This is a genomic window from Myxococcus sp. CA040A (assembly GCF_013336725.1).
GTDB classification, from domain to species: domain Bacteria; phylum Myxococcota; class Myxococcia; order Myxococcales; family Myxococcaceae; genus Myxococcus; species Myxococcus llanfairpwllgwyngyllgogerychwyrndrobwllllantysiliogogogochensis.
In genome coordinates, this window is the sequence record NZ_JABUMR010000001.1 from 838,924 (window position 1) to 858,129 (window position 19,206).

The following is a 19,206-nucleotide window of genomic DNA, read 5'->3' on the forward strand; positions in this document are numbered from 1 at the left end:
CGTGCTTCCCACCCCGTGCGTTGCTAAACCGCGAGCCCCATGGACCGAATGTTCTTCTACGCCCACTCAGGGCTTCGCTATCTGGTGCTGCTCGCGGGCGTGCTGGCCATCGCCTACTTCGCCTTCGGGTTCGCCACGAAGCGTCCGTTCGACAAGGGCGGACGCATCCTCGGCGCTTCCTTCGCGGGGCTGCTGCACCTCCAGGTGTTGCTCGGCATCCTCGTGCTGGTGACGCGCTTCTATTACCCGGCGCTCATTGGCCACATCGTGATGATGGTGCTGGCCGCCGTCGTCGCGCAGGTGCTCCTCTCGGTCAACCGCCGCCGTCCGCAGCCCGGCTATGCGCTGCCGCTGGTGGGCGTGGGGCTCGCCTTCGTGTTCATCATCGGTGGCATCATGGCCATCGGCCGCGGCGTGTTCACCACCACCGCGATGTGAGCCCGTGCCGCGCGGGTGGAGCAACTCGCTCCCCGCGCGGCTCTTTGTTGCTCGATTCCGCTGGAGGGCGTGCACCGCTCCCAGCCGTGAGCAGGGCTGCTCGTCGGCCCTCCCTGCACGGAGGTGCGAGCGAGCCCTGCCGACCTCTCGTGGCGCGGACGAGGCCTCGATTGGGATGCGCGCACCCTGTCGAGGTGGGAGCTGCTCGTTGCCGGGGCATGCGCACCGGCCCGGTAGGTCGCCGCCTTGGAGGCGTGGCTCGGAGCCCGAGTCCGTTCGTGCCCTGGCAAACGGTGCGTCCGCTCGCGTCAAGTGGCGCAAATGCTGCGCTCCCTTCTCACGATTTCCGGTGCTCCGTGCGGCCCTGAGCCGATGAGCCCCCTGGCCTCCTGGTTGCACTGATGCCGCGTGTGCCGAGCAATGGGCTCGGCTTCCCCGTGAGGAGGGGCACGCAGCAATGCGGACACGTGTGCTGGGAGGATGGCCGCGTCAGGAGCGAACGCTCGTCCCCATCATTCCGCTCCTGGCCATGCTGGCCGCGCCGTCCGCGCTGGCGCAGGCCTCGGGACAGGGCGCGCAGCTCTTCATCCAGCGGTGCGCGACCTGCCACTCGGTGGGCGAGGGCGACCGGATTGGTCCGGACCTGCACGGGGTGCTGGAGCGTCGCGACGAAGCCTGGCTCACCCGTTTCATCAAAAGCCCGGGCGCGCTCATCGACGCGGGAGACCCCGTCGCGGGCGAGCTGCTCGCGAAGTTCAACGGCGTGCGCATGCCGGACCAGTCGTTGTCCGACGCGGAGCGTGCCAGCCTCTTCGCCTTCTTCCGCGAGTGCACACAGAAGGGGACGGGCGGCTGCAAGCCCTCGCCCGCGGAGAAGATGGGCACGGATGCCACGCCCGAGGAAATCGCGCGGGGCCGTCGTCTCTTCGACGGCACCGAGCCACTGACTCACGGAGGCGCCGCCTGCATCGGCTGCCATGACGTGCGTGGCCTGGGCATCGCGGGTGGCGGCACGCTGGGCCCCAACCTCACCTTCGCCTTCGCGCGCATGGGCGAGAAGGGAATGCGGCCCGCGCTCGCGAAGCTGGAGGGGCCGATGATGGGCGCGCTGTATGCGAAGGCGCCGCTCGTCGAGGAGGAGCAATACGTCCTCAAGGCCTACCTCGCGGACGCCTCTCGTGACGGCAGCCGTCCGCGCGCGGACCGCGACTTCTTCTACCTGGGCGTCGTCGGGCTGGTCGCGGCGCTGGGCTTCATCGGGGTGGTCTTCACCACGCCGTTCGCGCGAGGTCACTCGTGAGCGCCGCCCTCCTCTTCTCCTTCGTCCCGTACGCTGCGGCGGGCATCGCGCTCGCGGGCATCATCCGCAAGCTGACGCTGCGTGAGACGCCCGCGCCGGGTTCTCCCTGGACTCCCGCCGGTCGCGCCGTGCTCGCGGGCGCCGCCATCGTCGCGTTCAACCACCTGCTGGGCCTCGCCGCGCCTCGCGCGATGCAGGCCTTCAACGCCTCGCCATCGCGGCTGTTCGCGCTGGAGTCGGTGAGCCTGATCGGCGCGCTGCTGCTGGGCTGGGGCTTGTTCTCCCTGACGCTGCGCCGGGCGCGTGAGGGACAGTGGGGCGCGGCGGTCGCCCTGGGGCTGGTGTTCGCCCAGGTGCTCACGGGCGTGTACGTCGCGGTGTCGCTGCGCTGGGGCTCCGCCTGGTACGTCCACGTGGTGGTGCCGTACCTGCGCTCGGTGCTGGCCTTCCAGCCAGACTCGACGCTGATTCGCGCCGCGCCGCTCGTCTTCCAGGTCCACCTGCTCACGGGTTTTGGCCTGTTGGCGCTGGCGCCCTTCTTCCGGATGAGTCGGGTGACGGCACCGGCGCGCGCTCCCGAGCCAGTCGAGCCTGGGCTGCTCGCCACGCCTCGCGAGGAGACGCCATGAGCCGCGTCTCCTTCCGTGCCCTGGGCTCCGCCGGTGCGCTCGCGGCGTTGAGCCTTGGGGGATGCAGTGGCCCGGTGAACAACCAGCAGGGCCACATGCCCGCGCAGCCGGTGGCCTTCTCCCATGCCGTCCACGCGGGCCAGTACGAGCTGGACTGTCAGTACTGTCACGTGGGCGCGGAGCGCAGTCGTCACGCGGGAGTGCCTTCCGCCAGCGTGTGCATGAACTGCCACACGCAGGTGAAGAAGGACTCGCCGGAGATCCAGAAGGTGGCGGCGGCGGAGGCGGCGAATGCGCCCATCGAGTGGGTGCGGGTCCACCGCCTGCCGGACCACGCCTTCTTCAACCATGCGAGCCACGTCACCGCGGGGCTGAAGTGCCAGACGTGCCACGGCCAGGTCCAGGAGATGGTGCGCGTGGAGCAAGTGGAGCCCATGACCATGGGCTGGTGCCTGGACTGTCACCGCAAGACGTCGACGGAGTCGCTGACCGCGCCAACGCCGTCCGCACCGCGCGCGGGTGAGTTGCTGGCCCTGTCTTCCGGCACGCCTCTTCCCGAGCCGTCCAAATCCCCCCGCATCCTCCGGCCGCCCTCGGATTGCTCGGGCTGCCACCGCTGAGGACCTCTCGCCATGTCCGACACCCTTCCCAAGTACTGGCAGAGCCTGGCCGAACAGGCCACCGACGCCGCGTGGCTCGAGCAGAAGCGCGACGAGTTCCCCGAGGAACTCCCGGTGGGCGTCGCGGCCACGCCACCGGACGCGAGCAGCCGCCGCGACTTCTTCAAGATGATGGGCCTGAGCGCCGCCGCGGCCATGGTGGCCTGTCAGCGCGCGCCGGTGCAGAAGCTCATCCCCTACGTGTCCCGGCCGGACGAAGTCATGCCGGGCACGGCGCTCTGGTACGCGTCCACCTGCGAGGGCTGCTCCGCGCGCTGCGGTCTGCTGCTGAAGACGCGCGACGGTCGTCCTATCAAGGTGGAGGGCAATGACGAGCACCCCGTGTCGCGCGGAGGTGTGTGCGCGGTGGGGCAGGCGTCCGTGCTCTCGCTCTATGACGCGAGCCGCGCGCGGTTTCCTTCGCGCGCCTGCAATCGCGTGTCGTGGAAGGACCTCGATACGGAGGTGAAGACCGGGCTGCGCAAGGCGGCCGAGGAGGGCAAGTCCATCCGGCTGGTGCTGCCGTGGGTGATGGGGCCCACCGCCGAGGCGGGAGTGAAGCACTTCCTGGCCGCGCACCCGCTGGCACGCACGGTGCGGTACGAGCCGCTGGGTGAGCTGGCCGCGATAGGTGATGCCTGGCGCCTCACGCACGGCGCGCGCGTGGTGCCCGACTATCGCTTCGACCGGGCACGGGTCATCGCCAGCTTCGGCGCCGACTTCCTGGGCACGTGGGTGTCGCCGGTGGCCTTCACGCGCCAGTACACCGAGGCGCGCGACGCGGCCGGGCGAAGGTCGATGGCGCGGCACTACCAGATTGAGCCGGTGATGACGCTCACCGGAGCTGCCGCCGACCGTCGTTTCGTGGTGGCACCCTCCGAGGTGACGCTCGTCCTGGGCGACGTGGTTCGCCGGCTCGCGGTGAAGGCGGGGCGTTCCGTCCCGGGTTTGAAGGAACTGCCGGCCTCGCGACTGGAGGAAGCCGCGCTGGACGAGCTTGTCGCCGCCCTGTGGTCGCACCGCACGGAGTCGCTGGTGGTGTGCGGCGGTGACGAGGTGGCGTCGCAGGTGCTGGCTGCGACGGCGAACGTGTTGCTCGGCAATGAAGGCACCACGGTGCTGCCGACGGAGGGCGTGGCGCTGGACGAGCAGGCCCTGTCCTACGGCGAGCTGTTGACCGAGCTGGGCGCGGGGAGCGTGGGCGCGGTGCTCTTCCTCGGCGTCAATCCCGCGCATGCGGACCCACGAGGAGACGCCTTAGGCGCGCTGTTGAAGAGCGTGCCGCTCACCGTGGCGCTCAATGACCGGCTGGATGAGACGGCGCTCCTGACGAAGCTGCATGCCCCGGCCTCCACGCCGCTGGAGTCGTGGGGTGACGCGGAGCCTCGTCGAGGTGTGCTCTCCCTGCGCCAGCCCGCGGTGGCACCGCTGCATGACACCCGGGACGCCGTGGAGTCGCTGTTGAAGTGGGCGGACGCCCCCGTGTCCCATCATGACTTCCTGCGGGCTCGTTGGGAGGTGGAGGTCTTCCCGCACGTCACGCAGGCGGGGCCGTCCTTCGGTGCCTTCTGGGACGACGCGGTCCGCCGAGGTGTCGTAACCCTTCCCCAGGCACCGATGGTGCCGCTGTCCTTCCTCGAGGATGCGCTACCGAAGGTGCTGGCCTCGGTGGCCCGTCCGTCCGTGGAGTGGGAGCTGGTGCTGTTCCCCTCGGTGGCGCTGCGCGACGGAGCGCTCGCGAACAACGCCTGGCTCCACGAGGTTCCGGACCCCATCACCAAGGCGACCTGGGGCAACCCCGCGCTCATCGCGCCCTCACGGGCGAAGGAGCTGGGCCTGCGCGACGGCGACGTGGTGCAGGTGCGCGTGGGCGGCGAGTCGCTGTCCCTGCCCGTGCTGGTGCAAGCGGGGACGCACCCGTCCGCGCTCGGCATCGCGGTGGGCTACGGCCGGACGCGAGCGGGGCGCATCGGCGACGGCGTGGGCACGAATGTCTTCCCGCTGGCGGCGGTGGTGGACGGGCGCGTGCGGCGCTCGGTGCCGGGGGCGACGGTGGTGGGGACGGGGGAGCGGCAGAAGCTGGCGCTCACGCAGACCCACTCGAGCCTGGAGGGACGGCCGCACGTGCGCGAGGCGGAGCTGGCCGCGTTCCTGGCGAATCCGCGCGCGGGCAACGAGGAGCACGGCGGGCATGGTGGCAACGGCGCCCATCCGCTCTCCATCTGGTCCGGCCATGAGTACAAGGGCCACCGGTGGGCGCTGACGGTGGACCTGAGTGCGTGCACGGGCTGCTCGGCGTGCGTGGTGTCGTGCCAGGCGGAGAACAACATCCCCAGCGTGGGCCGCGACGAGGTGCTGCGGCAGCGCGAGATGCACTGGATGCGCATCGACCGGTACTACCAGGGCGACGAGGCGAACCCCCAGGTGGTGCATCAGCCGATGATGTGCCAGCACTGCGAGAACGCGCCGTGCGAGACGGTGTGCCCGGTGCTCGCGACGGTGCACTCCAGCGAGGGGCTCAACCAGCAGGTCTACAACCGCTGCGTGGGCACGCGCTACTGCGCGAACAACTGCCCCACCAAGGTCCGCCGCTTCAACTGGTTCGACTATCCGCACGACGAGCCGCTGGAGCGGATGGTGCTCAACCCGGACGTGGTGGTGCGCAGCCGGGGCGTCATGGAGAAGTGCTCGCTCTGCGTGCAGCGCGTCCAGGAGGGCAAGGCGGAGGCTGTTCGCGAGGGCCGGGCCCTGAAGGACGGCGACATCCAGACGGCCTGTCAGCAGAGCTGCCCCGCGAAGGCCATCCACTTCGGGGACGTGAATGACCCGAACAGCCGAGTAGCGAAGCTGGCGAAGGACGGGCGCGCGTTCCGACTGCTGGAGGAGCTGAACATCGGGCCGTCCATCACCTACCTCACGAAGATCCGGAACACCGGGTCGGGAAGCGGAACATGAGCCAACAGCACCTGTCCCCGCTGCGCGTGCCGCTGGTGACCGAGCCGCGCACCCTGGGCCAGCTCACCGAGGAGATCTGCGCCCCCATGGAGCGCGCGCCCACGTGGAAGTGGTGGGCGGCGTTCGCGACAGCGGTGTCCGTGCTGGGCACGGGCGCGGGAATCGTCGCGTACCAGGTGGGCACCGGCATTGGCGTGTGGGGGTTGAACAAGACCATCGGCTGGGCGTTCGACATCACCAACTTCGTGTTCTGGGTGGGCATTGGCCACGCGGGCACGCTCATCTCCGCCATCCTCTTCCTCTTCCGGCAGAAATGGCGCACCAGCATCAACCGCGCGGCGGAGGCGATGACGCTGTTCGCCGTCATGTGCGCGGCGCTCTTCCCCGTCATCCACATGGGCCGGCCGTGGCTGGCCTTCTGGGTGCTGCCCTACCCGAATACGCGCGGCAGCCTCTGGGTGAACTTCCGCTCGCCGCTGTTGTGGGACGTGTTCGCCATCTCCACGTACTTCACCGTGTCGGCGGTGTTCTGGTACGTGGGCCTGATTCCGGACCTGGCCACGGTGCGTGACAGGTTGAAGGCGGGCGTGAAGAAGGCCGTCTTCAAGGTGCTGTCGCTGGGGTGGACGGGCTCGCACCGGACGTGGAGCCGCTACGAGACGGTGTACCTGCTGCTCGCGGGGCTGGCGACGCCGCTGGTGCTCAGCGTGCACACCATCGTCTCGATGGACTTCGCCACGTCGGTGATTCCCGGCTGGCACACCACCATCTTCCCGCCGTACTTCGTGGCAGGAGCGGTGTTCAGCGGCTTCGCGATGGTGCTGACGCTGATGATCATCACCCGCGTGGTGCTGGGCTACGAGCACCTGATTACGCTGCGCCACCTGGAGAACATGACGAAGGTCATCATCGTCACCGGTGGCCTCGTCTCGCTGGCGTATGCGACGGAGTTCTTCATCGCCTGGTATTCGGGCAATCCGTACGAGCGCTTCGCGTTCATGAACCGCGCGTTCGGCCCCTACGCGTGGGCGTATTGGATCATGGTGACGTGCAACGTGGTGTCGCCGCACCTGTTCTGGTTCAAGAAGATTCGCACGTCGCCCGCGGCCATCTTCGCGCTGTCGTTGGTCATCAACGTGGGCATGTGGTTCGAGCGGTTCGTCATCATTGTCACCAGCCTGCACCGCGACTTCCTGCCCAGCAGTTGGTCCATGTACACGCCGACGATGGTGGAGGTGGGGACCTTCATCGGGACGTTCGGCCTCTTCTTCACCCTGTTCCTGTTGTTCGTGCGCGTGCTGCCCATCATCTCCATCGGCGAGGTGAAGAGTGTCCTGGGCTTCGCCAGGAGCCCTCACGAGCACGCCGAGGCGCATCCCCCGACGCATGCCCCCGCGAGGGACGTGTCGCCGGAGCCCGCGTCGCCCCGACTCAACCCGCCGCTGGCCATCGCCACCCGGAAGGACGTCCCCGTATGAGCGCCCCGGTCCTCATCGGCTATTTCGAGCATGAGGCGCAGGTCCTGGATGCCACCCGCGCGGTGCGCGAGGCGGGCCATGATTTGCGCGACGTGTACACGCCCTACGCGGTGCACGGTCTGGATGACGCGATGGGGCTCCGGCCCAGTCGGCTCACCTGGGTGTGCTTTGGCGCGGGGCTCCTGGGCTGCACGCTTGCCTTGTCACTCCAGCTCTACACCAGCGTGGTGAGCTGGCCGCTCAACGTGGGAGGCAAGCCGTTCAACTCGTTCCCGGCCTTTATCCCCGTGACGTTCGAGCTGACGGTGTTGTTCGCCGCGCTGAGCACGGTGGCGGCGTTCCTGGTGAGGGCCCGGCTGTTTCCCGGGAACAAGCGCCAGACATTGCCCAGGGTGACGGATGACCGGTTCGCCATTGTCATCGCGCCGCGCCAGTCCCCGGAGTCGCTGGAGGCGGCCGAGGACCTGCTGCGCCGGCATGGCGCGGTGGCCACGGACTTGAGGGAGGTGGCGCCGTGAGGAAGACCTGGGTGGGACTGGCGGCGCTGGGGCTGGCCGTCGGTGGCTGTGAGCAGGACGAGACACGGCCGAACTTCGAGTACGCGCCGGACATGGTGGCCTCGGTGCCGTACGACAGCTTCGCGCCCAACCCGAACACGGGGGACGGCAAGACGCTGCTGACTCCGGCGAAGGGCACCGTGCCGCGAGGCCACCTCCCGTTGCACCTGCTCGCCGGACCTGACGCGGCCGAGCGGGCCGGGAGCGAGCTGCGCAATCCGTATCCTTCGTCGCCCGAGGTGGTGGCGCGCGGCCAGACGGCGTTCCTGCGCTACTGCTCGCCATGCCATGGGGCCGGAGGGTTGGGGGATGGTCCGGTGACGGCGCGCTTCCCAATGCCGCCCTCGTTGCTGGCGGAGCACGCGGTGGGACTTCCCGATGGACGCATCTTCCACATCATCACCCATGGGCAGGGATTGATGCCGGCCCACGGCTCGCAGGTGGCGCCGGAGGACCGGTGGAAGCTGGTCCACTACCTCCGCACGCTCCAGAACCCCGCGCGCACGGCGCGCAAGGAGACGCCATGAGCGCCCCTATCGATGCAGTCGCTACCGAGTCGCGGGGTGGCTTCGCGGTCTCGCCCGTCTTCCACCGCGCGGCGCAGGTGGCGGCGGGGGCGGGGCTGGGAGTGCTCGTGCTGGGGCTGGTGCAGGCTCCGGAGCGCGCGCTGTCGAGTCTGCTCACCAGCGGCTTCTACTTCCTGTGCCTGGGGTTGGGCGGCGCGGTGTTCCTCGCGCTGATGTACGTGGCGAACGCGGGGTGGTTCACCGTCTTCAAGCGCATTCCCGAGGCGTTCGCTTCCTACGTGCCCTGGGGCGCGGTGACGATGCTGGCGCTGCTGCCGTTCGTCACGAAGCTGTATCCGTGGGCGAAGCCAGGAGTGATGGAGACGGACCACCTGCTGCATGAGAAGGCGGCCTTCCTCAACGTTCCCTTCTTCGCGATTCGGATGGGGGTGATGTTGGCGGTGTGGGTGGGCTTCACGTGGATGTTGCGGCGCAACTCGCTGCGACAGGATGTGGAGCATGGCGAGCCGTTGACCCGGAAGAACGTGACGGTGTCGGCGGTGTTCCTGGTGCTGTTCTCGCTGACTTTCTGTCTGGCGGCGTTCGACTGGTTGATGAGCCTGGAGCCGCACTGGTTCAGCACCATCTACGCGCTCTACAACGTGGCGGGGCTCTTGAGCTCCAGCGTGTGTGCAATCACCGTGGTGGCGGTGTTGCTGCACCGGGCGGGGGCGCTACCTCGGCTCAACTCCAGTCATCTGCATGACCTGGGCAAGCTGATGTTCGGCTTCGCCACGCTGTGGGCGTACCTGTGGTTCTCGCAGTTCATGCTCATCTGGTACGCGAACATTCCGGAGGAGACGGTCTACTTCATCGCGCGGATGCACGGCGGATGGGAGGTGCCGTTCTATGTGAATGTGGTGTTGAACTGGGCGCTGCCGTTCGTGTTGTTGTTGCCGCGTCCCGCGAAGATGAACCCGACGCACTTGCTACGAGTGGCGGGAGTGCTGCTGGTGGGGCGCTGGTTGGATTTGCAGTTGATGGTGGCGCCCGCGCACCAGCCGGAGGGGCTGACGGTGGGGGTGTATGAGCTGGCGGGGTTGGTGGGGGTGGGGGCGCTGTTCACGCTGGCGGTGACTCGGGCGGTGAGGACGTCGCCGATGTTGCCGGTGGGAGACCCGTACCTGGTGGAGAGCCTGCACCACCACACCTGACGCACGACCCGAGAGAATCAAGTCCGTGGTTGCTGACCCCTTCGGGTCGCGATTCAACGCTCCTGGGCCGAGCCAGTCAGCGAGTACCCCTTGGTCCGGAATCCCGTACCGAAGCGGCCGACGAGCCTGTCCATGTGTTCGGGCGAAACAGGTGACGTGACGACCCCTGTCAGACGCGGCATGCCCTTCGCGCTCACGAGCGCGGCGATGACAGCATCCAGATCGGTTCCCGCGACCTCCTCATCCTGACTCATGACCGTTGCGTCGAAGTCGAGGTGTAGCTCGGTGAGGTTGGGCAAGTCGGCGCGGCCGAGGCTGTCCGCGGTCGTGTGGTTGACCTCCAGCCGGAGCTCGCGCAGGCGCGGCAGGCGCCGACCGACGAGACCTTGCTGCGACGCCGTGAGATCGTTGCTCAGGGTCAGAGACTCGAGTGCGGCGAGAAGCGGAGACCGTCCAAACCCGGTGAGGGTCGTGCTCGAAAGATGGCAGCTCCGTAGGTGCAGGTGGCGCAGAGCGGTCAGGTAGGGAGACGCGATGAGGGACGCGAGCTCGTCATCCTCGACTGCCCAGAGAACGAGGTGCTCGACGGTCGTCATGCGTGCCGAGCCGGCGACCACCGCGGCGGCTCCCGGGACGTCGCCCAGATCGAGATGCGCGACGGCCAGGCGCGGCGACGTGATGAGCGCCGAGAAGCCGGGGCCAGGCAAGGCCGAGTCGCCGGCATCGTCGAAGCCGAGACAGCCCTCGAGATCGAGCCCTCGAAGGCGAGACAGGCTCGAGGCCCGGGCCAGGGCGTGGCAGCCCTCTTCGCCGATCTCGGAACGTGCGAGGTCCAACCAGGCCAACGCGGGCAGGTCGAACAGACGACTGAGCCCCGCCGGGCCGATGCCGACGCGGGGGAGCGTGAGGCTCTCCAGACGCTCGAGACCGGCAGCCGCGAGGAGGTCGGCCAGATCATCACCCACGGGGATGTCACCATCCTGGGCGTCGGGCATCGCGAGGCCGAAGCGGCGCAAGTGGGTCATCTTGCGCCGAGCCAGCGGCTCGTATGCCTCGACCGTGTGGAGCCCGGCGGCCAGCTCGAGTTCGTCCAGGTGATGCAGGAGCGGTGACGCAAGCACCTCGGCTACCCCCGTGACACCGAGCCAGTCGCAGTCGAGGCGCAGCTCAGAGATGTCCCGTAGCCGAGAACACCGAGTGAAGGCGGGCACCAGGTCCTCGGACCCGAAACGCTCGTTGAGCCAGCCGCGATGGATGTCGATCCAGGACTCGGCGACTTCCCTCTTGATGCCGCGAGCCATGCGGCCAGCCAGGACTTCGTCGAGTCGAACGAGCCCCACCACGGACAGACGCGACTCGACGGGGACCTCATCGCGGATCAGCTGCCGCGCGGTGAGCTCAAGGGGCCAGGGCCGTTGGAGCATGGTCGGAAAAGTATTGCCGAATCTGGCGTGGCGGCAAATGGTGATCGCGTGGTCGCGCGACGGTGGAGGCGCCGAGGAAGGAGCGCACACCCGGTTTGGACTGGGCCGGGCAGGCGTGTGTCTGCTGGAGATGAAAGGCTTCTGCGCCGGCTCGGCGTGCGGCTCATGGGCTCCCCGTCAGCGTCCGGACCGTCACGGTGAGGCGGTGGTCCCGAAGCCCACCTCAATCACAGTAGTACGTCGGCGCCAGCTCCAGGACGCGCTGCTCGGCCATGGGGGAGAGCGCGCGCAGTCGTGAGAGGAAGAGTGGCGCCTTCATCCCCATTCCGATGAACCCCCAGACATATGAACGCTCCTGGGACTCGGCCAGGTGCTGGTGTTCCTCCGGGGTGAACGCGCGCCCCACCACCTTCTCAAGCGTCTGGAGATCCAACGCGAGCTGGGCGTTCAACGTCCCCCGCAGGGCCTGGAGCAGCTCTGCGTACTCCGTGAGGGCCGCGTCCAGGGTGTCGGGCTCCCGGGCGAGGATCTTCTGCGCCTCCAGGAAGTCCAGCCGGGTGTGCTGCGCCTCTTCGAGCCAGTGGTGCTTGAGCAGGTTGCAGAACAGCGGATCCAACGTCTCGGTCTTGTTTCCCCGGACCGTCTCCAGATAGTGCTGCTGCGTCATCAACTCCAGGTGCAGGTTGAAGATGAGCACCCCCAGGTTCGACTTCGCCATGATGGCCCGCGCCACTTCGACGTGGTTGTCGAGCAGGGCGGGGACGACCTTGAACCCCCGGGCGAACGCGCTGGTGAAGCGCGCGAAGAGTTGCTGGTGCTTCAGCTCTTCCTCTGTGAAGCGCAGGAGCGCGCGCATGTGTGTCGCGTTCCCGTGCAACTCCAGCCCGGCGCGCTGCGAGGCCAGGGCCACCGCGTACTCCTCCAGGAACAGGAACAGGTGCGCATAGCTGTTGGAGCGGATGTGATTCAGCAGCAGCCGCTCCTCGGCGTTCAGGAAGGGAATGGACTCCGCGCCCGTCAGCTCATCCGAGAGGAACCGACGGCTGAAATCCAGGACGGTGTCTTTGGGCAACAGCTCATCAAGACGCCAGGACACCTTCTCCGAACTCTGGATACAGGATTGATACTCAGTGGTTTGATTTAGCACTTGAAAATAGAACAATTCTCTCCATGGAAAGTCAAGCGTTGGCGACATGGGAGGATTTGCCGCGAAACGTCGGCCTTTTTGATGCCGGTGCGCCCCTTTGGAGGCTTGTTAAATCCCCCTGTGTCAGGGAAGAAGTCGCCTCGGCTGAGTTGCCGGCCTGACCCCTGATTTCAGCGGGGTTGACCAAGACCCACTGGAACCGGCTGGTGGGGGCTTTGGGTCAGAGGCGAGCACTGGCCAACCAACGCGGGCCCATTCAGGGGGAATCGGACGCGTGGGTGAGGGCCTTGCCGTCCTTGGGCGCGGTGAACCGCGCCTCCTCCCGTGTGAAGCGAGACTTCCTGATGGATGAGAAGTCGCCCTTCGTCCGGGAGAAGTCGAGGTCCATGACCACCTCGCCTCCCTTCACGAAGACGAGCAGGCACTCCATTTCAGGGACGTCCCTGGCGCCGGACCAATCAATGCCGAGCCACTTCCGGACCTCTTCCGCGCCCACGTAGGGCGTAAAGATGTGGAAGGTGTCCCAGTCGAAGTCCGTCACCTCCGTCAGGAGGACATCGCCCCCCGTCGCCGAGGCGGCCTGGATGCGCTGCTCCAACTTCGTGGCGAGCGCCGCGCGTTCCTTGCCTTTGCCGCAGCCGCTCATCGCCACGCTGCAAGCGAGCCACATCGTCGCCGCAATCACTGATGTGCCTGTCCATCTTCCGTGTCCGCGCATGCGCGACACTCTAAATGAGGGCTACACCAGGGGGAACGGCGTCTGCGGCATCGAGGCGGGCGCGCGGGAGCACTTCGGCGTGTCCGCCTGTCGGGCCGCGCGCCCGTGGTAACGGGCGGCGGTGGTGACGAGGATTGAAGCGCTGTGTCGTGCGGGAGCGTGAATCGAGACGGTGGGTCAGAAGCAGTCGTTGCCCGGATAGGGCGGGCCGAAGCCGTCGTTCACGCTCTCGACGATGTAGTACTTCACCCTGCCGTAGTAGCTCATGTCGCCCAGGCAGGTCTTGAGATGGGCGCTGTAGTAGGGGTCTCCCGAGCGAATCAGCGTGCCGTCGAGGTAGACGGTGAGCCCGCTGCTGAACGTCCCCATCGCGTCACTCGTGCGCAGGTAGCCGTCGAAGATGTTGTTGCAGAAGGCCTTGATTCCGGAGCCATCGGCGCAGTTGAAGTACTCCTTGACGAACGCCGGACCGAAGCCGGAGCGCTGATAGGCCAGCGTGCCATTGACGTAGATCTGGGTCAGGGAGCCGCCGGTGCTCTGTGTCGACCAATAGCTCGCCAGGGCGGCGGTGCTGGCGAACGGACCGTCCTGCTGGGCCAGGGCAGGGGACGCGACGGACATGGAAAGCACAAACACCGCGAGGAACGCTTTCACAAACACTCTCCTTGGGAAGAACCGAGCGAAATGGGCGTCGGTGTGATGGATGTATAGAGGGGGAGAGGGGAGGGGGGCTCGGCCACCAGCGCACAGGAATTCGGCCGGGAGTGCAGGGGGCCGTCGGACCGGGCGGATAATGTGTGCCTCCTTACCTGGGGTGGCCCATGCGCACAGTCTTCTCCACGGACGCGGTCTCCGAGCGGGAGCGACACGAGTACTGGCAGGAAATGGCGAGCAAGGTGCTCCTGGGACTGCGGACGGAGCGGAAGACGTCCAGTCCCTTCTTCGGGCGGCTCGACCACCACGAAGCAGGGCCGTTGGGGGTGACCTATCTCCATTCCTCGGCCCAGAGTGTTCATCGAGGGGAGACGGAGATCTCCCGTGCCCCCCGGGAGTGCTACTTCCTCTGCATGCAGGTGTCGGGGGTCTGCCGACTGCGCCAGGGGCGTGAGGAGCGGATTTCCCACCCAGGAGACGTGGAGCTCTTCGACGGGACTCGGCCAGGAGAGCTTTCGTTCGACGCGGAATACCGCCGCATCGTCATCGTGGCGCCTTATGCCACGCTGCGGCCACGGCTCTCACACCCAGATGAGATGGTCGGGAGTGTGCTCCACACCCGGGAGGGCGTCGGTGCCCTGGTGTCCGCCTACCTGCGCGCCTTCGCGGAGACGCAGGTCGCCGAGCCCGTCGCGGGCTCTGTCTCGGACAACCTGCTGGAGCTCCTCGCGCTGGCCTTCAACACCCAGGGCCGCGATATCCAGACAAACGCCGCGAGCGTGCGAGAGGCCCGGAGGCACGCCCTGCGTGTCTATGTCGAGCATCACCTCGCGGAGCCATCGCTGAGCCCGGCGACGGTCGCCGCCCGTTTCCGCATGTCCACGCGCTACCTGCATGGGCTGTTCGCGGAGAGCGGTGAGAGCTTCATGCGCTGGGTCCTCTCGCGTCGACTGGCTCGCTGCCGCAAGGCGCTCGAGGACCCGGAGATGGACGCGCGGAGCATCGCGGACATCGCCTTCAGCTGGGGCTTCATGGACCTCACGCACTTCGGCCGCGCCTTCAAGAAGGCCTATGGCAGGACTCCCCGGGACTGGCGCTACGAACAAGCCCGACAGCGGTCATGACATCCGCCGAGAGAGGCGCAGGCTCCTTCCTGGGCGGCGGGTATCCGGCGTGCTTCAATCCTTGTCCCCATGAGCGAGCCCGCCACCCCTCCCGCCCCCCTCCGCGTCGCCCTGTTGGGCTACGGCTTCGCGGGCAAGTCCTTCCACGCTCCGCTGCTGCGCACCGTGGAGGGACTGTCATTGCGTACGGTGGCGTCCAGCCGTCCTGATGACGTCCATGCGGACCTGCCGGATGTGACAGTGATTCCGTCCGCGCGCGATGCGGCCACGCTCCCGGACGTGGACCTGGTCGTGGTGGCGACGCCGAACGAGACCCATGTTCCGCTCACTGAAGCCGCGCTCCGTGCCGGCAAGCACGTCGTCGTCGACAAGCCCTTCACCATTACGTTGGCGGAAGCGCGCGCCCTCTCCGCGCTCGCCCATGAGCGGGGCAGGGTGCTCTCGGTGTTCCATAACCGCCGATGGGACAGTGACTTCCTCGCGCTGAAGGCCCTGCTCACGGATGGCACCCTGGGCCGTGTCACCCATGTCGAATCGCGGTTCGACCGGTTCCGTCCAGAGGTCCGCCAGCGCTGGCGCGAGCAGCCCGTCCCCGGGGCGGGCATCTGGTTCGACCTGGGGCCCCACCTCGTGGACCAGGTCCTTCAACTGTTCGGTCTGCCCGACACCGTGGTGGGGATGCTCGCGGCCCACCGGGACGGCGCGGCCGTGGATGACTGGTGTCAGGTGACCCTTGTGTATCCCCAGCGACACGTGGTCCTCCAGGCCTCGATGCTCATCGCCGGAGGGCTGCCGCGCTTCGCGGTGCATGGCACCCGGGGCTCCTGGCTGAAGTACGGGATGGACCCGCAGGCGGACCGGCTCATCGCGGGCGAACTTCCGGGTGCGTCGGACTGGGGCGAGGACGCTACTCCTGGGCGCGTCATCGTCGGAGGCTCCAGCGAGACCCGGACGACGTCGACGCCCCGTGGGGACTACCGCCAGTTCTATGCGGGCATTCGCGACGCCGTGCGAGGCACCAGGCGCAACCCGGTGACACCCCTGGATGCGGTGGCCGTGGCCGCCGTGCTGGAAGCGGCTGTCCTGTCGTCTCGGACCGGCCGCGCATGCACGCTCGACCTCACCTCGGAAGAGCGAGGCGCCTTCTCCGATGGTTGTGATTTGACGACCAGTTGATGGGGGGCCAACACGGACCTGTTAGGTGAGTTGCTCCTGCAATCCTGTGGGACATGCACCGAGGAGGTTCGTGGATGAGAAGCGCATTCGTGGTGGCTTCAGCCGTGGTGGTCTCGATGGTCGCGTGTGGTGGGGCACCCGGCGACGAGGCACGGGACGCCACCGTCCAGCCGGCTCCGGCAGAGGCTCAGTGGACGGAGGTGGAGCGAGGCGTCTGGGAGCGGCCGAGGGTCGGCGGCGGCCATGAGCGTGTCGGCTTTGGCGTCGAGGGCCTCGAGTACGTGCTGCGGAAGACTCGCGCCGAGCGGGAGTCCCTGCTCAAGCAGGCCCCGCGGTCCTCTGCGGCTCGGCTCGAAGCCAACGCGCGGAGCCTCCATGCCCTGGAGGCCCAGCTCCGCGAGGCCTCTGCTCCAGGGGGCTCGCTGCCTCCTCCCGTCGTGCCGCCCAAGGTCTCCAGCCCACCGGGGCGCGCCGCGAGCTTCGGGCTCGATTTCTGCGGGGGCGTCTTCGAGCCCGACGTCCTCTTCAACAACGCGCCTCACCTGTTGGTGGGTGAAGTCACCGCGAAGGGACGCTGGACGGAGCCGGCGCCTTACGCGACCAACATCAAGACGCTGTACACCTATGTCTACGCGGCGGCCTTGGACATGGGGCCGGGCTACTATGACGAGGACTACAGCATGGAAGGCCCGTTCTCCGGCTCGTGCTGTGCCTCTATCGAGACCTTCGGCGGCATCGCTCCGACCGGGATGGCGTACCTGCTGGGACGGGTCACCATCACCAGCACGCATGGTTGCTCGGACCAGCGGGTCTATGAGGCCACGAGTTACTGAGCGGACGCACCGGGCGCGCGAGCGTCCACTGGACGGGGAGGGGAGTTGCCTGTTCGCCCCGACCCGTCCACCTCCTGCTACGGTGCGCGGCGGATTCCACCGCTCGCCCCCGCGAGCCGAGAGGCACATTTCCTTGAGCACGAAGAAGCCCGGCCGCAATGACCCGTGTCCCTGTGGCAGTGGCAAGAAGTACAAGGCCTGCCACGCCGCCGAGGACCGCACGCGTGCCGCGCCTCCCGCCGATGTTTCCAGTCCGCTCGAAGAGGACTTCCGCGCCGCGATGGAGCTGCTCAAGAACCCGGACGTCGGCGACCTGTCCGCCGCGCTGGACCGAGTGGCCCGCCTGCTGGCCGAGTGGGGCCCCGTGCCCGGCCTGCGCTTCGACGCCGAGTCCTTCGACAAGCACGTGGGTGCGGCCCTCGCGCGCATCTCCGAGGACGAGGTCCTGGACGCGTCGAGCGCGCGTCGGGAGCTGTTGGTGAGCACGGTGAAGGCCCTCGCCACGAAGTCCTTCCTGGAGAAGCTGACGGCCACGCTGCACGGCCGCGCTGGAGAGCCGGGGCGTTCCTCGGAGGACCGGCGAGCCCTTCGCGCGGCCAGCCTGCTCGCCGCCGCGTCGAAGCGGGTGGGCAAGACGCGCATGGAGGACAACCCCGTCCTCGACCTCGTGTTCGACGTCCAGTTCCGCGAGTGGAGCACCCACCACAAGGAGTGGATGGCGAAGTACGAAGCGCTGGCGAGCGGGATGGATGAGGCCTCGCTGTCCGAAGAGGCTCGCAAGGCGCTCCAACAGGCCCGCGAGGGTGATGTGGATGCGCTGGTGGACTACGTGAAGGAAGACCCGGGCCTGGCCGAGCGCATCGTTCGCGAAGCCAAGGAGCGCGCCACCCGCGTCGAGATGAAGCTGCGCGAGCCGTCCACGCCGCCCGTGTTCGCGCCCGAGGAGGAGCTGTGGCTCACCTGTGTCCTCTGGGAGCCAATGCAGGCCCTCAAGGGACTGCCCTCGGACTCAGCGCCCCCGGTGCGCCGCGAGGCGGTGACGGCGCTCCTGCGGGGCGTGAAGGGCGCGCTCGACGAGGAGTTCCTCAAGGGAATGCTGGGGCGCATGCGCGAGAAGGCCCAGGATGCCTCGGTGGATGAGGCCCTGCGTGGCTGGTACGCGGATGCCGCCATCGCCTTCGAGGCCGAGCCCGCGCGCATGTCCCTTGCCGCGCTGCTCACCGCGAGGCAGGAAGCGGCGGGGCGCTCCGCCGAGGAGATGGTGGCGCTGGCGGACCTCAAGGCGCTCACCACCTGGACGCCGGAGAGCTTCGAGCCCTATCGACAGCTCCTGCTTCAGATGGGGCTGCCCGCCTCCGCTGAGCGCATCGCCCGCTGCCAGGAATGGCTGCGGACCCATCCCGTGGAGCTGCGCGCCGCTCCTACGGAATGACGAGTGGCGCTCCGCGCCGGAAGGGACGGGCCTGGGGCCAGGGCCCGTCTGCGAACCTCATCACGTGGAGCCGACGAGCAGCTCCCCGCTGGGACTCACGCGCTTGCCCCAGGCTTCGTGACGTCGAGGCGGCGGCAACACCTGCAGGGGCCCGCCCACCCCAGGCGTCGCGACGTCGAGGCGGCGGTTGCCACTGCGGGGCCTCACCACCCACTCCAGGCTTTGTGATGACGTCGAGGCGGCGAGTGGCTCCCGGTGGAGCCTCGCCAGTCCTCCTCACGGCGTCGAGCCGCTGTCTCCCGGGCTCGACGAATCCGCGGCCAGCATGGCGACGCGCCGTGCGGCCTTGAGCAGCTCGTCGGAGACCGCCGTGCCCGCCGTGGCCTTCGCCAGCGTCAGCGTGCCCACGCACAGCGCATACGTCGCCAGCGCCCGCTCCCGTGCACTGGCGCGCTCATCCGAGGGCAGGTGTCTGGCGAACGTCTCCGCCGTCAGATTCAGCTCATGCGCCAGCGCTTCCTTCAAGTCAGCATCGCCGCGCACCACGTCGGACAGCACGGCGGGCAGGGCGCACACGGGGACCTCCGCGTCCCGGTGGGCCCGCGAGAGGTAGCGCCGCACCAGGTGGCTCAGCCACTCCGCGCCCTTCAGGTCCTCCAGCCCCTGCGGCCAGTCCACGCGCTGTCGGCTCATGATTCGCTGGAGTGATTCGATGAGCAGCGCCTGCTTCGAGCCGAAGTGCGCATAGAAGCCGCCCACCGTCAGGCCCGCCGCGCGCATCACCGTGTCCACGCTCGTCCCCAGGAAGCCCTTCTGGCGGAACAACCCTCCCGCCGCTTCCAGGATTCGCTCGTGCGTGGACTGCTTCTGCTCCGGGGGATGGGGCATCCGAATCTCACCTCGCTGTACACCATTATACACGTCATCGCGTCGCCCGCCGCCCTTTGACGGGGACCGCCCGC

General features: G+C 68.1%; 19 protein-coding genes. 13 read left to right on the plus strand and 6 right to left on the minus strand.

Annotated elements, in window-relative coordinates; translation table 11 throughout:
• The first annotated feature begins 39 nt into the window (after positions 1–39).
• The 9 genes from HUA75_RS03490 (at position 40) to HUA75_RS03530 (ending at position 9,736) form a co-directional block, all read left to right on the plus strand.
• Positions 40–438 (plus strand): hypothetical protein, encoded by a 399-nt coding sequence (locus HUA75_RS03490; RefSeq protein WP_141648060.1) that lies wholly within the window; start codon positions 40–42, stop codon positions 436–438.
• 457 nt (positions 439–895) lie between these two features.
• A complete protein-coding gene (locus HUA75_RS03495) occupies positions 896–1,738 on the plus strand; it encodes a c-type cytochrome (protein WP_174485517.1) in 843 nt (280 codons plus the stop codon).
• Positions 1,735–2,367 (plus strand): respiratory nitrate reductase subunit gamma, encoded by a 633-nt coding sequence (locus tag HUA75_RS03500; RefSeq protein ID WP_174485518.1) that lies wholly within the window; start codon positions 1,735–1,737, stop codon positions 2,365–2,367. The genes HUA75_RS03495 and HUA75_RS03500 overlap by 4 nt, the downstream gene beginning before the upstream one ends.
• The gene (locus HUA75_RS03505; protein WP_174485519.1) at positions 2,364–2,987 is read left to right on the plus strand and encodes a cytochrome c3 family protein; all 624 of its coding nucleotides are present in this window, start codon (positions 2,364–2,366) and stop codon (positions 2,985–2,987) included. The genes HUA75_RS03500 and HUA75_RS03505 overlap by 4 nt, the downstream gene beginning before the upstream one ends.
• Positions 2,988–2,999: 12 nt before the next feature.
• On the plus strand, positions 3,000–5,981 hold the full coding sequence (locus HUA75_RS03510) for a TAT-variant-translocated molybdopterin oxidoreductase (RefSeq protein WP_174485520.1): 2,982 nt from the start codon (positions 3,000–3,002) through the stop codon (positions 5,979–5,981).
• Complete coding sequence (nrfD, locus tag HUA75_RS03515; RefSeq protein WP_174485521.1) at positions 5,978–7,459, plus strand: NrfD/PsrC family molybdoenzyme membrane anchor subunit; 1,482 nt, start codon at positions 5,978–5,980, stop codon at positions 7,457–7,459. Before HUA75_RS03510 ends, nrfD begins: the two co-directional genes overlap by 4 nt.
• The gene (locus tag HUA75_RS03520) at positions 7,456–7,977 is read left to right on the plus strand and encodes a DUF3341 domain-containing protein (protein WP_174485522.1); all 522 of its coding nucleotides are present in this window, start codon (positions 7,456–7,458) and stop codon (positions 7,975–7,977) included. The genes nrfD and HUA75_RS03520 overlap by 4 nt, the downstream gene beginning before the upstream one ends.
• Positions 7,974–8,543, plus strand: coding sequence for a cytochrome c (locus HUA75_RS03525; protein ID WP_174453171.1), 570 nt, complete (start codon positions 7,974–7,976; stop codon positions 8,541–8,543). The genes HUA75_RS03520 and HUA75_RS03525 overlap by 4 nt, the downstream gene beginning before the upstream one ends.
• On the plus strand, positions 8,540–9,736 hold the full coding sequence (locus HUA75_RS03530) for a hypothetical protein (protein ID WP_174485523.1): 1,197 nt from the start codon (positions 8,540–8,542) through the stop codon (positions 9,734–9,736). Before HUA75_RS03525 ends, HUA75_RS03530 begins: the two co-directional genes overlap by 4 nt.
• Positions 9,737–9,789: 53 nt before the next feature.
• On the opposite strand, the gene HUA75_RS03535 is transcribed toward HUA75_RS03530, so the two are convergent.
• The 4 genes from HUA75_RS03535 to HUA75_RS03550 form a co-directional block, all read right to left on the minus strand.
• Positions 9,790–11,160 carry a hypothetical protein gene (locus HUA75_RS03535; protein WP_174485524.1) on the minus strand — a complete coding sequence of 457 codons (1,371 nt, stop codon included), beginning with the start codon at positions 11,158–11,160 and terminating at the stop codon, positions 9,790–9,792.
• A gap of 223 nt (positions 11,161–11,383) precedes the next feature.
• Positions 11,384–12,307, minus strand: coding sequence for a hypothetical protein (locus HUA75_RS03540; RefSeq protein ID WP_141649300.1), 924 nt, complete (start codon positions 12,305–12,307; stop codon positions 11,384–11,386).
• Positions 12,308–12,563: 256 nt separating this feature from the next.
• Complete coding sequence (locus HUA75_RS03545) at positions 12,564–12,992, minus strand: hypothetical protein (protein WP_371746048.1); 429 nt, start codon at positions 12,990–12,992, stop codon at positions 12,564–12,566.
• 210 nt (positions 12,993–13,202) lie between these two features.
• Positions 13,203–13,646, minus strand: a complete 444-nt coding sequence (locus HUA75_RS03550; RefSeq protein ID WP_141649297.1) for a hypothetical protein — start codon at positions 13,644–13,646, stop codon at positions 13,203–13,205.
• Between the two features lie 200 nt (positions 13,647–13,846).
• Between HUA75_RS03550 and HUA75_RS03555 the strand changes: the two genes are divergently transcribed.
• The 4 genes from HUA75_RS03555 (at position 13,847) to HUA75_RS03570 (ending at position 18,244) form a co-directional block, all read left to right on the plus strand.
• Positions 13,847–14,803 carry a helix-turn-helix domain-containing protein gene (locus HUA75_RS03555; RefSeq protein WP_174461458.1) on the plus strand — a complete coding sequence of 319 codons (957 nt, stop codon included), beginning with the start codon at positions 13,847–13,849 and terminating at the stop codon, positions 14,801–14,803.
• Between the two features lie 69 nt (positions 14,804–14,872).
• Positions 14,873–15,979 (plus strand): oxidoreductase, encoded by a 1,107-nt coding sequence (locus tag HUA75_RS03560; protein WP_174485525.1) that lies wholly within the window; start codon positions 14,873–14,875, stop codon positions 15,977–15,979.
• Positions 15,980–16,053: 74 nt separating this feature from the next.
• Complete coding sequence (locus HUA75_RS03565; RefSeq protein ID WP_141645457.1) at positions 16,054–16,812, plus strand: hypothetical protein; 759 nt, start codon at positions 16,054–16,056, stop codon at positions 16,810–16,812.
• A 133-nt stretch (positions 16,813–16,945) separates the two neighbouring features.
• Positions 16,946–18,244 (plus strand): SEC-C metal-binding domain-containing protein, encoded by a 1,299-nt coding sequence (locus tag HUA75_RS03570; protein ID WP_174485526.1) that lies wholly within the window; start codon positions 16,946–16,948, stop codon positions 18,242–18,244.
• Positions 18,245–18,304: 60 nt separating this feature from the next.
• Here HUA75_RS03570 and HUA75_RS03575 read toward each other — a convergent pair whose 3' ends face one another.
• Positions 18,305–18,451: a hypothetical protein gene (locus HUA75_RS03575; protein ID WP_174485527.1), complete on the minus strand. Its 147-nt coding sequence runs from the start codon at positions 18,449–18,451 to the stop codon at positions 18,305–18,307.
• A gap of 69 nt (positions 18,452–18,520) precedes the next feature.
• The gene (locus HUA75_RS03580; protein WP_141645459.1) at positions 18,521–19,132 is read right to left on the minus strand and encodes a TetR/AcrR family transcriptional regulator; all 612 of its coding nucleotides are present in this window, start codon (positions 19,130–19,132) and stop codon (positions 18,521–18,523) included.
• Positions 19,133–19,206 lie beyond the last annotated feature (74 nt).